Origin of the sequence: Vibrio sp. 14N.309.X.WAT.E.F5, assembly GCF_030397615.1 — a bacterium.
Classification (GTDB): domain Bacteria; phylum Pseudomonadota; class Gammaproteobacteria; order Enterobacterales; family Vibrionaceae; genus Vibrio; species Vibrio lentus.
In genome coordinates, this window is sequence record NZ_JAPNXR010000004.1 from 79,083 (window position 1) to 94,572 (window position 15,490).

Annotated in this window: 10 protein-coding genes and 1 other annotated feature (1 of these 11 running past the window's edge); of the genes, 5 read left to right on the top strand and 5 right to left on the bottom strand. The window is 44.5% G+C overall.

Annotation, left to right across the window (positions count from 1 at the left end; translation table 11 throughout):
* Positions 1–67 (bottom strand) — a sequence feature (Thr leader region); it reaches 52 nt to the left of the window's first position.
* Between the two features lie 317 nt (positions 68–384).
* Positions 385–861 carry a hypothetical protein gene (locus tag OW495_RS06650; protein WP_017084785.1) on the top strand — a complete coding sequence of 159 codons (477 nt, stop codon included), beginning with the start codon at positions 385–387 and terminating at the stop codon, positions 859–861.
* Positions 862–890: 29 nt separating this feature from the next.
* On the opposite strand, the gene OW495_RS06655 is transcribed toward OW495_RS06650, so the two are convergent.
* A complete protein-coding gene (locus OW495_RS06655) occupies positions 891–1,376 on the bottom strand; it encodes a putative 4-hydroxy-4-methyl-2-oxoglutarate aldolase (RefSeq protein WP_102513254.1) in 486 nt (161 codons plus the stop codon).
* Between the two features lie 47 nt (positions 1,377–1,423).
* On the opposite strand from OW495_RS06655, the gene OW495_RS06660 reads away from it, so the two are divergent.
* Both OW495_RS06660 and arcA read left to right on the top strand, forming a co-directional pair.
* Positions 1,424–1,582 (top strand): ribonuclease activity regulator protein RraA, encoded by a 159-nt coding sequence (locus OW495_RS06660; protein ID WP_076670715.1) that lies wholly within the window; start codon positions 1,424–1,426, stop codon positions 1,580–1,582.
* Positions 1,583–1,954: 372 nt separating this feature from the next.
* Positions 1,955–2,671, top strand: a complete 717-nt coding sequence (gene arcA, locus OW495_RS06665; RefSeq protein ID WP_004741534.1) for a two-component system response regulator ArcA — start codon at positions 1,955–1,957, stop codon at positions 2,669–2,671.
* 147 nt (positions 2,672–2,818) lie between these two features.
* On the opposite strand, the gene OW495_RS06670 is transcribed toward arcA, so the two are convergent.
* The 4 genes from OW495_RS06670 to OW495_RS06685 all read right to left on the bottom strand — a co-directional run bounded on the left by OW495_RS06670 (position 2,819) and on the right by OW495_RS06685 (position 8,568).
* Complete coding sequence (locus OW495_RS06670) at positions 2,819–3,262, bottom strand: hypothetical protein (RefSeq protein ID WP_017109261.1); 444 nt, start codon at positions 3,260–3,262, stop codon at positions 2,819–2,821.
* A gap of 7 nt (positions 3,263–3,269) precedes the next feature.
* Positions 3,270–5,603, bottom strand: a complete 2,334-nt coding sequence (arcB, locus tag OW495_RS06675) for an aerobic respiration two-component sensor histidine kinase ArcB (protein WP_102513253.1) — start codon at positions 5,601–5,603, stop codon at positions 3,270–3,272.
* 167 nt (positions 5,604–5,770) lie between these two features.
* A complete protein-coding gene (locus OW495_RS06680; RefSeq protein ID WP_102281959.1) occupies positions 5,771–7,522 on the bottom strand; it encodes a diguanylate cyclase in 1,752 nt (583 codons plus the stop codon).
* Positions 7,523–7,614: 92 nt separating this feature from the next.
* Complete coding sequence (locus tag OW495_RS06685; protein ID WP_102281958.1) at positions 7,615–8,568, bottom strand: TIGR01212 family radical SAM protein; 954 nt, start codon at positions 8,566–8,568, stop codon at positions 7,615–7,617.
* A gap of 530 nt (positions 8,569–9,098) precedes the next feature.
* Here OW495_RS06685 and gltB point away from each other — a divergent pair.
* Complete coding sequence (gene gltB, locus OW495_RS06690; RefSeq protein ID WP_017109264.1) at positions 9,099–13,646, top strand: glutamate synthase large subunit; 4,548 nt, start codon at positions 9,099–9,101, stop codon at positions 13,644–13,646.
* Positions 13,646–15,115, top strand: coding sequence for a glutamate synthase subunit beta (locus tag OW495_RS06695; RefSeq protein ID WP_017106804.1), 1,470 nt, complete (start codon positions 13,646–13,648; stop codon positions 15,113–15,115). The genes gltB and OW495_RS06695 overlap by 1 nt, the downstream gene beginning before the upstream one ends.
* Positions 15,116–15,490 lie beyond the last annotated feature (375 nt).

The window sequence follows — 15,490 nt, forward strand, 5'->3', positions numbered from 1 at the left end:
ACTTAGCAGCCTGCCCCAACAATGTTAATGTCGGTAATAATAATGGTGGTGGTCATTACTAGGTGGCTTACGTGCTGCATATCAAATTCTCTGCTTGTGCTTTACTCTACGTGTATCAATTTTTACCACTAGACGTCAATGAAAAGTTGCGTTTTTTTTACATTCACACCATTTTTCAGAGTAAACCGTCATTTAAGGGATAAAACACCCTGCATCAACCTGCCATTCAGAGACTGGATTAACTCATCAAACAAACAAGGGTAAGCAGTTGCATATATAGTCATAACAAAATGCTATATCGATTGTGCAGCGAACGTACAAATTCTGTGCTTTAATTGAACGATAACGTTCGAAGAACAATAATAATGACATCAGGAGTGGGAAGTGAAGAGATTACTTATTCTTTTAGTCTTTGCTGTGCCTGCTGTTTGTTCTGCGGATGACTTACCTATATTAAGCGGTTTACCTCTGCTACCAAGCCAAATAGACAGCTCTTCTCATAAGTTCTTTATCTCAACCCAAAACGCTTCTAGCGAAAGCTTTGATACGTGGAAAGTAGACAGCGGCTATTCCTACAGTCTATTTGCTGATGTTGACCTTTATGTGGGAGCACGTATTAACAGCGACTCTCTCAAATACGAAAGTGGTTTCTTGAGTGGGGTGAGCTATCAATTCTCTGAACGCATCTCTTTCAACAGCTCTCTGCATACCTATAAAGACGAGACAGAAGATAACGACAAGTCAGTGGCCGCCGAAGTATCGAGCCGTGTCCAGCTAACAGACAATTTGGATATGCATGCCACCCTTGACTATGAAGAGTGGCAACGCGGTGTTGAAGTGGGATTGGGCTTTCGTTTCTAATCTATCTCACTTCTTGATTGATAAGCCCGTTAAGATTCAATCAACAATTCCGTTGAGATTAAGGCACCGTTCCAGTCAGCATAAATATAATCGCCCGGTTGAATCAGTTGATTATGTACCGTCAGCGTGACATTAACTTGCCCAACACCGTGCTTCTCGGTTTTAAATGGAGATGCTCCTAGAGCTTGAATACCAAGATCCATCTGCGCCATCATCGCCACATCTCGAACCGCACCATTCACAATGACACCTTCCCAACCATTTTCTATGGCTAGAATCGCCAATTGGTCGCCAAGTAACGCTTTTTGACACGAACCATTACCGTCTACAACGAGTACTTTGCCACAGCCATCGGTCTCTAAAACCTCACGAACCTTGGAATTATCGTGATAACAACGAACTGTTACAATTTTTCCCCAGAACGCACCACGTTGGCCGAAGTTCTGTAATGGCATATTCAGTAAGGTGACTTTGCTTTCAAACTCGTCACACAAATCAGGTGTTATATCGTGCATATATCCTCCGTGAGAAAGGCGTTGCCGGCTAATGCGGGTGTGCCTCTATGCTTTTATATGTTGTTAGAATTAATCCTTTGTTTTCATTGTTCTATGCGCAATTTAATATTGAATTAGAGTTGATTGCGCATATTTATCTACTAGACTCTAAGGACAGCTTTCAGCTTCCTTGGTTCATAATCTGGTCTTTAGCAGGCGAGATGTGATAACCACCTCGAATAATCATTCTAGTTTTGCTGCTAAATAATCACCATAACATTGGTTAAGTTGTAGCCATACTATTAAAGTTTGTTGCGATACGGCAATTGATGTAAATCAACAAAGTGAATGGAATTAACATTCTCGCGTTGTTAGCATGCTGTTAACATTATAGAATCCATTGCAATCACTAACAGAATGATTGAAAGGCGTACTGGATCTACGTTATTGGGCAATACTTCAAGGAAGGCAGATAGCTGGAAGTAAGTGTTTTTTTGAAAACTTTAAGTTATCATCAAAATTACATTACCTGTATGTTATGTTTTTGCCTAGAATTTATTCTATTAGCACAGTTTCGTCACAAATTTAGGTACCGCCAAATGCAAACCCCGCAGATTCTTATCGTTGAAGATGAGCAAGTAACTCGTAACACTCTAAAGAGTATTTTTGAAGCAGAGGGATATGCTGTTTTTGAGGCTAGCGACGGTGAAGAGATGCACCAAGTGCTATCTGACAACCAAGTTAACCTTGTAATTATGGACATCAACCTTCCAGGTAAGAATGGCCTACTACTTGCGCGTGAACTACGTGAGCAAGCAAATGTAGCGCTTATGTTCTTAACGGGTCGTGATAATGAAGTTGATAAGATCCTTGGCCTAGAAATCGGCGCTGATGACTACATCACTAAGCCTTTCAACCCTCGTGAACTGACTATTCGTGCACGTAACCTTCTTAACCGTTCAATGAGCACAAGCTCTGTTCAAGAAGAAAAACGTAGCGTTGAGAAGTACGAGTTCAACGGTTGGGTACTAGACATCAACAGTCGTTCTCTGGTTAGCCCAGATGGCGAAGGCTACAAGCTACCTCGTTCAGAGTTCCGTGCTCTACTTCACTTCTGTGAAAACCCAGGTAAGATCCAAACACGTGCTGACCTTCTTAAGAAGATGACTGGCCGTGAGCTTAAGCCACACGATCGTACTGTAGACGTAACAATTCGTCGTATTCGTAAGCACTTTGAATCAGTTTCTGGTACGCCAGAAATCATCGCAACGATTCACGGTGAAGGCTACCGCTTCTGTGGTGACCTAGAAGACTAATTCGATTATGCTTCTGCCCGTTTAGTCCTGCTAACCAGTTAGCACTTCTAACATCAGAAGCTGAATCAATCGTTATTAAAAAGGGAGAATGCCAACGCATTCTCCCTTTTTTATTGTTCATTCAACGTGAACCATTAGGCAAGTCAATTAGTAGACCGTATCAACTTTCACGTCTTTCTCTACCAGCCATTTCACGGTTTCGCCATCTTTAAGCTCTACCGCAACATCAACAGGCTGTTCGCTGTCGATCTCTAGCTGCCATACAAAAGCGACTTCCCACTGAGTTTCACTGTGCGTTCTTAAATCAAGATCGTCAGCCGTTACCAACAAGGTGTCTGCACCCTGTTTAACCGTCACACTCTCAACCGCAAGCGTTGCTGGCAGTTGTGAGTCTGACTCTAGGTAGATAGCGCCATGCAGAGTCTTATCTTGAGTCTCGCCAATCGTTGGCATCTTGTTGTGCCAAAGGTTGCTTTTCATTGTGACTGTTGCTGCAGATACTTCTACTTGATTATCTTGCTGCCATTCTACTTGTGGCGCAGAACAACCTGCTAATGCCACTACACATGCGGCGAATGCTAATTTTTTCATTATTCTTCTACCTTTGATTTAACCAACTCTTTAAGACTTCAATGTCATTCTGGTATTCGTTATTAATTTCATCGACCCAATCTGAAATATTCTCCCACCAAGCAGGCATATCTGGTGATTGAGCTTTCTGAGCAACTTGCTGAATACGCTTCAAGCCAATTGAACCTGCGGCACCTTTGATCTTGTGCGCTTCAGAAACGATGCTCGCTTGATCTTTTGCGACCATGTTGGAGTTCAATATTTCCATATACTCCGGCATCATATCTTCAAACATCACGATGCTATCCAAAACCGGTTTCGGCCCAACAATGTCAACATAAGACTCTAACATATCAGTATCAAGCAAAGTGGTATCAATCGAAGAAACAACCGGTTTAATAACCTCTGCTTTTTCTATCACTTCAGGAGTGTTCTCAATAAATTTAGATATCACGTCTTGGATGGCTTTCACCGACAGTGGCTTACTAATCGCTTCATCCATTCCTTTTTGTAGATATTCTTGTTTATTGTTTAAAACATTGGCCGTTAAGGCGACTAAAGGCGGCAACTTGCTGTATTTCTCTCGATAGTATTGAGCAATATCGAAACCTGTCATATCTGGCAGTTGGATATCCAACAACACTAAATCATAGTCTTCTGGATGGAAAACAATTTGTGCCTCTTGCCCTGTCATCACCACCGTAACTTCATGGCCTAAGCTTTCCAGCAGAGAGCGAGCAACCGTAATGTTAAGTTCAATATCTTCGACCATGAAGATCTTAAGGTTCGACTGCTTTCTTGGTGTCTTAATCAGAGCCTGAGTATCGTGATTCACCGGCACACGAATAGAAACCGTAAAGGTACTGCCAAAGCCCTCTTCACTGGTAACGTCAATGTCACCGTCCATCATGTTGATCAGCTGCTTCGATACCGCAAGGCCAATGCCTGTGCCTACCGCATGCAGATTGTCAGAACCAGACTTCACCTGATAGTACATCGCGAAAATTTTATCGACTTCGCTTTCAGGGATGCCGATTCCCGTATCTTCGACTTCCATGGTGATGTCGGCAAAGTCACCGTCGATATCTGCACTGACCGTCATCACCACGCCACCATCTTTGGTGAACTTCATGGCATTGCTGACCAAGTTCCACAGCACTTGTCTTAGGCGTGTGCCATCCACTTTAACTGAGGTTGGCAAGTCCGATAACCTTTCCAGATCGAAGCGTAAGCCTTTCTGTTCTGCCATCAGAGCGGAGATACTCTCCATCTCGGCAACGAAATCTTCGAAGTTAATCGGGGTTGGAAACAACTCTAGTTTACGGCGATCAAACTTATCCATATCGATAATATCGTTAAAGATATTACCCAGCGTCACCGCACTCACCTTAATGGTTTGCATGTGTTTACGCTGTTCAGTGGTCAACTGGCTATCCAACAACATACGGCTCAAGCCGATGATGCCATTGAGTGGCGTTCTTAGTTCATGACTGATGGTTGAGATAAAGGTGGTCTTGTCGCGACTGGCTTTCTCTAGTGATTCTTGGTGCTCTTTACGTTCCGTAATATCGCGACCAAAACCCACTAAGCCCAGATGGCGACCATCTTTACTGTAGAAAGGCACTTTACGTAGCTCGAAGTAGCTCTTACGACCATCTGGATATTCCAGCCATTGGTCGTAGGTCAGTGCTTGATTGTCGGCAAACACTTTCTTGTCGGTTTCAATAACCTGTTGAGCGATCTCTTTGCTATAGACATCCCAAGGAGTCAAACCCACTAAGTCTTTCTCAGTTTTCCCTGTCAGCTCTTCAACCGCACGGTTACAACCTGAGAAAACACCATCTTCATTACGATAATAAATCAGGTCGGGAGAAGCATCGATAAATGAGCGCAGCAGTGCGGTGCGTTCAGCCAGTTCGAGCTGAGTACGTTCACGTTGAAACACCTCGTTCTCAAGGTCGTGCATCGCTTCCGCACGTGCTTCTTCTGCTTTTTCACGCTCTTCAATTTCTTGATTCAGCTTTTCAATATTAAGCTGGAGCTTGTTGTTGAGTTCTTGGTCACGTTCACGCATGTCGCCAAGTTTAGAGACTAACTTAGCCAACCTTTGACGGGACTCTTCAAGTTGATCAACAACCACAGAAAGGAAATAAACCGCCCAAGGGGTAATCACCAAACCAAAGAAAACGGAACGGACAATGTCGATATCATCGACATTACCTTTGAGTGCCAGGGTGATACCCACTTGCACAACAACAGCGAGGGCAACAAGTGCTAAGGCGAGTAAGATAGAAAAGCGGACAATCCCCAGTTTTACGAGCAGATCTACGTAATACTGAGCAAGATTTTTCATGGGTTTCATTTAGCGCTCCATGCGATAAGACTAGCAACATTCTACCCTGTTTGAAGATGGGAGGTAAGCTAGCTGCATCACACGCAGCAAGAGATTCAAAGCAATATCGTGGTTAATTAATAATATGCCGACCAAGCAAAAACAGCACGGTCAATGAAATGAAGTAATTTATAGTCTTAACCAATTGAAGATGGATGTACGCTTGATTGATTCCGACCATCAGATTTCGCTTGATAGAGCGCGCTGTCAGCCAATGCAACCGCCGACTCCATTTCATCATTCGGTGTCGGTATATAAGAGATGATACCGATACTGACCGTCACGAGTTCAGAGACTGCCGAGTCTTGATGTTCAATACCGAGCTTTTGCACTTCGTCATGAATGCGTTTTGCCACCAGCAATGCGCCGTCAGTCGTCGTATTAGGCAAAATAAAGCCGAACTCTTCACCACCGTAGCGCGCCACACAATCCGATGAACGATTCAGCACTTGCTTAAATGCCTGAGAAACCTGAACGAGTGCATCATCACCTTGTTGGTGACCATAAAAGTCGTTATAGCCTTTAAAGAAGTCGATATCACACAGCATGATGGTCAGTGGTAACTTCTCTCGCACATGGTAGTGCCACAATGTCGACAACTGCTCATCAAAACGACGTCGGTTAGAGACTTGAGTAAGACTGTCCATGAAGCTCAAACGTTCAAGCTCAAGATTCGCTTCTTCAAGCTTCTGCTCCGCTAAATAACGCTCGGTGATATCACGTGCCATGATCAACACACCATTGGTACTCGAAGCCGGATCCCTAAACGGAGATTTAACCACGTCATACCAAGTGAACTCGCCATCACTGGAAACCACCTTATCGATATAACGCAGCGATTTACCTTGATGAAGCACTTGCTGATCCGTATCAGAAAGACGCAAGTACATACTGTTAGGCACCACATCTTGTAAACGCTTACCCACTAAATCCGACACTTCAGAGATACCAAGCGCCGCCACAAATGGCTTATTACACGCTTGATACACCATGTTTTCATTGAAGATACCAATGGAGTCAGGGCTCGCTTCTAAGATGTTTTGTAAGATGGTGTCACGCTGAGCAAGAGCCACTTCGGTATCTTTACGCCTTTCCATCTCACCACGCAGTTTCTGCTGCATGTCATACCAGTCGGTCACATCATGACTGATAGAGAGCGTTCCTATGGTTTCACCATCTTGAGACAGTAAAACACTTTGATATGTTTCGAGCAGGCAACTTTTGCCATCTTGATCCGTGGTCCAAGAGCGTTCACTCACACGCCCTTTCAACGCACCACCAGAAACACTCAAGGTGCCTTCTTCTGGGCGGCCATGCCAAAACTTTTTAAAAGATCGGTTACTCGCAACCAACTCACCCTTTGGATCTTTCACGTAGATCAACTCAGATAAAGAGTCTAAGGCAGTACGCGAGACATTAAGCTCACGCACTTCTTGGGAATATTCTTCATCGGTATTTTTATAAGGGGATGCATGGATCATCCACGCGCTTTTACTTCTAAAAACGATCCGACGACCAACCAAATTCACTTTGAAAAATTCGAACTCTGAAAGCGCCCAAAGCGAAAGCTGTTCAAACGCTCGGGAGTTGCGATGATTGGTCAGGTAATGGCGAAAGCTATTTTCACTCTCGATAGTAGGAAAACGAAAATTGATACCAATTTGACGAATGCCGAGCAACTGCATCGCTTGACGATTGGCATATAAAATTTCGCCACTTCGGATGTCGACAAAGTAGAGTGGCGATGGCGTAGCAAGCAGAAGTTTTTCTATATGTAACTGATAACGAGAATAAAGGTGCCAGCAGATGAGACCAATAAGCAGAATGATCACGATATAAATACCGTAGCCATACGCCCTGTCCCACAACCAAGTCATAACCAGTTCCATTTACTCTCAATCTTTACCATTAATTCTGTGAGGGAAATGTTACCACTAATTATGGGGATTATCTGCTGTTACCTACTTTCTGCTCAAATCTATCAATTATCGCTGTTTAATACAGGCAATGTGTATTCAAATGCTGCGCCTGTTTCAATGCCTTGAGCGCCCGTCTTGTCTAACGAGCGGCCAATTTCTGTCATCGCTAGCCATCGGTTTTCACACCACAAAGGAGAGAGCAGTGTTGGACGTCGTGCGGCAGAAGAAACTCGGTGATAGACCACATGAGCAGGCGTACGTTGGATAATTGCACTGGCGATATCAATGTACTCCTCCAGCGTTGGTGCCTCGAGCTTGCCAGCTTTCCACGCCTTAGCCATGGTGCTGCCCTCTACAATATGCAGTCCATGCAATTTGATACCATCGGTGCCAACGGCGAGTACTTTGTTTAAAGTTTCAAGATTATCGGCTTTAGTTTCCTTCGGCAGGCCAACAATAAGGTGGGTACACACCTTTATTCCTAAAGCACGTGCACGCTGGGTGATCGTTTCATACACCGCAAAATCATGACCACGATTAATCCGCTTCAATGTTTTGTCGTTTGCGGTTTGTAAGCCTAGCTCAAGCCATATTTCATAGCCTTGCTCCACATAACCCGCCAGCAGTTCTAACACAGAATCAGGAACACAATCAGGTCTTGTTCCGACACACAAACCAACAATGTCAGCACCCGGTGCTCTAAGCGCTTCTTCATACATATTCTTGAGCACTTGCACTTCAGCATAAGTACTGGTGTAAGCCTGAAAATAGGCAAGGTACTTCTTAGCTCGGGCAATTTCACCCGCACGATCTTTTAGCTGGTCAGCAATACTTTGAATTTGAGTTTGTTCGTCGGCAAATGAAGCGACATTACAGAAAGTACACCCACCACGGCCGATTGTGCCATCGCGGTTTGGGCAGCTAAAGCCGCCGTGCAGTGTCAGTTTGTGAACCTTTTCGCCATAACGGCGCTGAAGGTCTTGGCCGATAGTATTAACCAACTCGTGTAATTGCATATTTTGAAAGTGCTCAAGTAAATAAGAATGAATATCAGTCTATTTCTGAAAAAAAATTACATCCCTGCAAAATTCAACCAATTAGTTTACTCAAGGCCTTTTGCGAGCAACCTATCAAATATCAATAAACATGCAAAAAATCGGCTCTATTTGCCTAATGTTGCACATTTGTTAGACATTAAATTCAAAATAAAACGAAAAAAATGGTCTACATGGGGCAACTTTCATTGCAATTCGCCTAGACAAAATTGTAGGATACTTACACATATTGGCTATTTTTGTGTATTTACTTACAACGAAAACTTGTTAATAAGTCGGTGATATCCATATCCCACCTATATAAACCACTAGTTTGTGGCTAAAAATAAACGGATATCACTAAGGATTGTTTTTCTCGCAATACTTTTCCTGCGAGATACGGAAAGGATTCAAACCGCCAGCATAGGCAGGTTTAGACCCATAAATATAAAAGGACAAGGCTAACTTTATACAAATAAGTTGCGCCTAGATTTAACTGGAAGGATGTATCTATGGTAGATCAAGAGCAGAACTCACAGGGTCTGTATACTCCTGAACTGGAGCATGACGCTTGTGGTATCGGTTTTGTTGCGCATCTAAAGAATCGCAAATCTCATGATGTAGTAACTCAAGCACTCGATATGCTTGCACGTATGGAACACCGTGGCGGCCAAGGCTGCGATCCGTGTTCTGGTGATGGTGCAGGTATCCTGCTACAGAAGCCGCACGAATTCTTACTAGAAGAAGCCGTTAAGCTTGGAATTAAGCTGCCATCTTTTGAAAAATATGGTGTTGGTGTTGTACTTTTCCCTAAAGATGAACACAAACGTGCACAGTGCCGCGATATTTTAGAGCGCAATGCACAACGCCTTGAGTTAGAAGTTATCGGCTACCGTGAACTTCCAACTGACAATTCAATGATTGGTGCTGACCCACTAAGCACTGAACCTCAATTTGAGCACGTATTTATTTCTGGCGGCCCTGGTACTACACCAGAAGAGCTTGAGCGTAAACTGTATGTTCTACGTAACTACACAGTTCGTGTATGCCTAGAAAGCGTGTCAAACATTGGTGATGACTTCTACATCAACTCTATGTCTTACAAGACATTGGTGTACAAAGGTCAGCTAACAACAGAACAAGTTCCTCAGTACTTCCTAGATCTACAAAACCCAACCATGGTGACAGCTCTAGCACTTGTACACTCTCGCTTCTCTACCAATACATTCCCACGTTGGCGTCTAGCACAGCCTTTCCGTTACATTGCGCATAATGGCGAAATCAATACGGTTCGCGGCAACCTTAACTGGATGAAAGCGCGTGAAGCGATCCTTGAATCGGATCTGTTCACACAAGCTGAAATCGACATGCTACTGCCTATCTGTCAGGAAGGTAGCTCGGATTCATCAAACTTCGATATGGCACTTGAGCTACTTGTTCTTTCAGGTCGTACTCTGCCGCATGCATTGATGATGATGATCCCGGAAGCATGGCAAGAAAACAAAAACATGGATCCAACTCGTCGCGCGTTCTACCAGTACCACGCGAACGTAATGGAACCATGGGATGGCCCAGCATCAGTATGTTTCACCGATGGTGTTCAAGTTGGTGCAACGCTTGACCGTAACGGTCTGCGTCCTTCTCGCTACACAGTAACTAAAGACGACTTCCTAGTAATGGCGTCTGAATCTGGCGTAGTTGAAATCGCACCAGAAAACGTTGAATACCGTGGTCGTCTACAGCCTGGTCGTATCTTCGTTGCTGACCTTGAGCAAGGCCGCATTATTTCTGATGAAGAAGTGAAAGACGGTATCGCTAAATCGCAACCCTACGAAAAATGGGTTGAAGAGAATCTTCTGAGCTTGAAAAAGCTACCGGATGCGAGCAACGAATTTAACCAACCTTCTCCAGAGAAACTGCTACACAAACAACAATCGTTTGGTGTGAGCTCTGAAGAAGTAAACGAAATCATTCTCCCTCTTGCAAAAACAGGCTATGAGCCACTTTCTGCAATGGGGGCTGACTGGCCGCTAGCGATTCTTTCTCATCAATCGCAGCACCTTTCAAACTACTTTAAGCAGTTGTTTGCACAAGTAACTAACCCGCCGATCGACCCGATTCGTGAGCGTATGGTTATGTCTCTGAACACTTACCTAGGTAAAGATCAGAACTTACTTGCTGAAACACCTGAACACTGTCAAAAAGTAGAACTTGAGTCTCCTGTTCTTTCTAACTCAGAGTTAGAGAAACTGCGTGCAATCGATAACGAGCACCTTCAATCGAAGACGCTGGATATCGTATTCCAAGCAAATGGCGACCAAGGTAAGTTAGAGCGCGCACTTAAACGTATCTGCCAATATGCGGAAGATGCGGTTATTGATGGTTACTCTATCATTCTACTGACTGACCGTGCGGTTAACTCAAACCACGCTGCTATCCCAGCAATGCTGGCGGTTGGCGCTGTTCACCACCACTTAATCCGCAAAGGTTTACGTGCTAAATGTGACATCGTGGTTGAAACGGGTGACGCGCGTGAAACGCACCACTTCGCAACCTTAATCGGTTACGGTGCAAACGCAGTTAACCCATACCTAGTTATCGAAACGATTGTTGAACTGCAACGTACTAAGAAGCTAGATCCAAACGTTCATCCACGTGAGTTATTCGATAACTACCGTAAAGGTGTTAACGGCGGTCTACTGAAGATCTTCTCGAAGATGGGTATCTCTACCCTGCAGTCTTACCACGGCGCTCAAATTTTTGAAGCTCTTGGTATCAGCAAATCAGTGGTTGAAAAATACTTCACAGGTACGGTTTCTCGTATTCAAGGTCTAACGATCGATGATATCGCACGCGAAGTCCTAGTACGTCACCGTGTTGGTTACCCTGCTCGTGAAATCCCAGCTCAAATCCTTGATGTTGGTGGTGTTTACCAGTGGAAACAACGTGGTGAGAAACACTTATTCAACCCAGAAACGATTTCTCTACTTCAAGAATCGACGCGTAACAAAGATTACGGTCAATTCAAAAAGTACGCGAACGCCGTTGATGCTCAAGGCGACAACGCAGCAACATTACGTAGCCAACTTGATTTCATCAAGAACCCAGCAGGCTCTATTCCTCTAGCAGAAGTAGAACCTATTGAAAAAATCCTTAAGCGTTTCGCAACAGGTGCAATGAGCTTTGGTTCAATCTCACATGAGGCTCACTCAACACTGGCTGTTGCAATGAACCGCATTGGCGCGAAATCAAACTCAGGTGAAGGTGGTGAAGATCCAGCACGTTTCGAACGCAAAGAAAACGGTGACTGGGAACGTTCAGCAATCAAACAGGTGGCTTCTGGTCGCTTTGGTGTAACGTCTTACTACCTATCTAACGCTGATGAGCTGCAAATCAAGATGGCTCAAGGTGCGAAACCTGGCGAAGGTGGTCAACTACCTGGTGATAAGGTTGATGATTGGATCGGTGCAACACGTCACTCGACTCCGGGCGTAGGTCTTATATCTCCACCGCCACACCACGATATCTACTCAATCGAAGATTTGGCTCAGCTGATCTACGATCTGAAAAACGCGAACCGTAACGGCCGTGTCAACGTGAAGCTAGTATCAGAAGCTGGCGTAGGTACGATTGCATCAGGTGTAGCAAAAGCGAAAGCTGACGTAGTACTTATCGCAGGTTTTGATGGTGGTACGGGTGCATCTCCGATGTCTTCTATCCGTCACACAGGTCTGCCTTGGGAACTGGGTCTAGCGGAAACGCACCAAACACTACTGAAAAACGGCCTACGTAACCGTATCGTTGTTCAGTCTGATGGTCAGATGAAAACACCACGTGACCTTGCAGTCGCAACGTTACTTGGCGCTGAAGAATGGGGCGTAGCAACAGCTGCTCTAGTTGTTGAAGGCTGTATCATGATGCGTAAGTGTCACAAGAATACATGTCCTGTTGGTATCGCAACACAAAACAAAACTCTTCGTGAGCGTTTCGACGGCCGCGTAGAAGACGTAGTAACGTTCTTCCAATACATGGCTGAAGGTCTACGTGAAGTAATGGCTGAACTTGGCTTCCGCTCTATCGATGAGATGGTTGGTCAATCGCACAAACTTAAAGTTCGTGATGACATCGGTCACTGGAAGTACAAAAACCTAGATCTAACACCGGTACTGCACATTGAGCAGGCTCGTGCAGAAGATGGTATCTACAACCAGACAACACAGAATCATAATCTTGAAGACGTTCTAGACCGTAAGTTGATTCAGGCTGCAATCCCAGCGCTTGAGAAAGGTGAAGCGGTTACCGCTCAGTTCCCTATCATCAACACGGACCGTTCAGCAGGCACGATGCTGTCGAACGAAATCTCGAAGGTTTACAAAGACCAAGGTTTACCACAGCCAATGAACGTTAAGTTCCACGGTAGTGCAGGTCAATCGTTCGGTGCGTTCCTTGCGAAAGGCGTTAAGTTCGAAGTAGAAGGCGACGCGAACGATTACTGGGGTAAAGGTCTGTCTGGCGGTACTTTGGTACTGTACCCAGATGCGAAATCGACTATCGTCGCGGAAGATAATATCGTGGTCGGTAACGTATGTTTCTACGGTGCAACCTCAGGTGAATCTTTCATTCGCGGTATGGCTGGCGAACGTTTCTGTGTTCGTAACTCTGGTGCGAAGGTTGTTGTTGAAGGTGTTGGTGACCACGGTTGTGAATACATGACAGGTGGCGCGGCAATTATCCTTGGTTCAACAGGCCGTAACTTTGCGGCAGGTATGAGTGGCGGTGTCGCTTATGTTTGGGATAAAGCAGGCGACTTCGAAACCAAGCTCAACGCAGAACTTGTCGACCTAGATCCAATTGAACAAGAAGATAAAGATCTTCTACTGGATATGCTAACTAAGCATGTTGAATTCACAGGAAGTGAAGTTGCTCAGTCTTTCCTAGACAACTTTGAAGTAAGTGTTGCATCACTAATTAAAGTAATGCCACGTGACTACAAAGCGGTTCTTCAAAAGCGTAAAGCTGAAGCACAACAGGCACAAACGGAAGAAGTGGAGGCAGTATAATGGGTAAGCCTACTGGATTTTTAGAACACGGTCGTGAGCTTCCAAAGAAGCTCGACCCGTCAGTTCGAATTGAAGACAACAAAGAGTTCGTACTTAACGAAGAGTTTGGTGAAAAAATAAATACTCAAGCCTCTCGTTGTATGGACTGTGGCGTACCTTTCTGTCACAGCGGTTGTCCGATTGGTAACATCATCCCAGAATTCAATGATGCGGTTTACCGTGACAGCTGGGAAGAAGCTTGGAACATTCTAAGCTCTACCAATAACTTCCCTGAATTTACAGGTCGTGTGTGCCCTGCTCCTTGTGAAAGCGCTTGTGTTCTTGGTATCAACCAAGACCCAATCACTATCTGTAATATCGAGAAAACAATTGTAGAAACTGCGTACCGTGAAGGGTACGCAAAACCTAAAATACCTCGTTCACGTACGGGTAAAACAGTTGCCGTTATCGGTTCAGGCCCTGCAGGTCTAGCCGCTGCTGAGCAACTAAACAGTGCCGGTCACTCAGTGACGGTATTTGAACGTGACGAGAAAGTCGGTGGCCTACTGCGTTTCGGTATCCCAGATTTCAAACTGGGTATGGATGTGATTGATCGTAAGATCAACCTAATGGCTGAAGCTGGCGTTGAGTTTAAAGTGAACCAACACATCGGTGTTGATGTTAATGCTCAACAGCTACGCCAAGAGTTTGATGTGGTATTGCTAACAGGTGGTTCTACGGTTCCACGTGACTTGCCAATCCCAGGTCGTGAGCTGAAAGGCGTTCACTTTGCCATGGAATTCCTTGGTCAAAACAACCGCCGTGCCAACGACTTAGACCTAAAAACAGAAGAGCTTCACGCTAAAGATAAGCACATTGTGGTTATCGGTGGTGGTGATACGGGTTCTGACTGTGTGGGTACATCAAACCGTCATAAAGCAGCAAGCATTACTCAGGTTGAGATCATGCCGATCCCACCAGAGAAGCGCCCTGCTAATATGCCTTGGCCTCAATACCCAATGATCATGAAGACCACCACTTCTCACGAAGAAGGTTGTGAACGTCATTGGAACATCCTGACTAAAGAGTTCATCTCTGACGATAACGGTAATGTAACCGGACTTCGCATTGCTGACATCGTTTGGCAAGATGCGAAACCAGGTGAACGTCCAGGTTTTGATGAAGTAGCAAACTCTGAACGTGTTATCCCTTGTGATATGGCATTTCTAGCGATGGGCTTCTTACACCCAGAACCAACAGGTGTACTGGCTCAGCTAGACATTAAACTGGATGAACGCGGCAACGTGGCCTCTGAAGGTTATGCGACCAACCAAAAAGGCGTTTTCGCTGCTGGTGATATGCGTACTGGCCAGTCTCTGGTTGTACGTTGTATTAATGAAGGTCGTGAATGTGCAATTGCCATTGATGACTTCTTAATGGGTAACTCAAACTTAGAAGCGAAAGCTGATTCACTCATGCTTTCCGCATAATATTTCTCGGGCTAATGTCGTTGACGTTAGCCTAGGGAAAAAGCAACACCCTTCCTAACTTTTATATTTGGCTAGCACTCGATGCTAGCCTTTTTTCTATCTGGCCTTTAACTATTTCTTAATCACCCCTGCTGCACATGTTAAATCCCGTTAACATCTAGCTTTTATATCTCATTGATCTTCATCGACTATTTTAGATTATTACGTGGCTAATCGCGTTTACACATGATAATTAACCATGAACTTGACCTTAAACACAATTAGCTATACGTTGTAAAGCTGATGAAAATAAAACCAATCGGTTTTGTTAACACAACCAATAACGTTTTAGCTAGCTAAAAACAAACTATAAGTTCATAAAAAATAACAAGTACA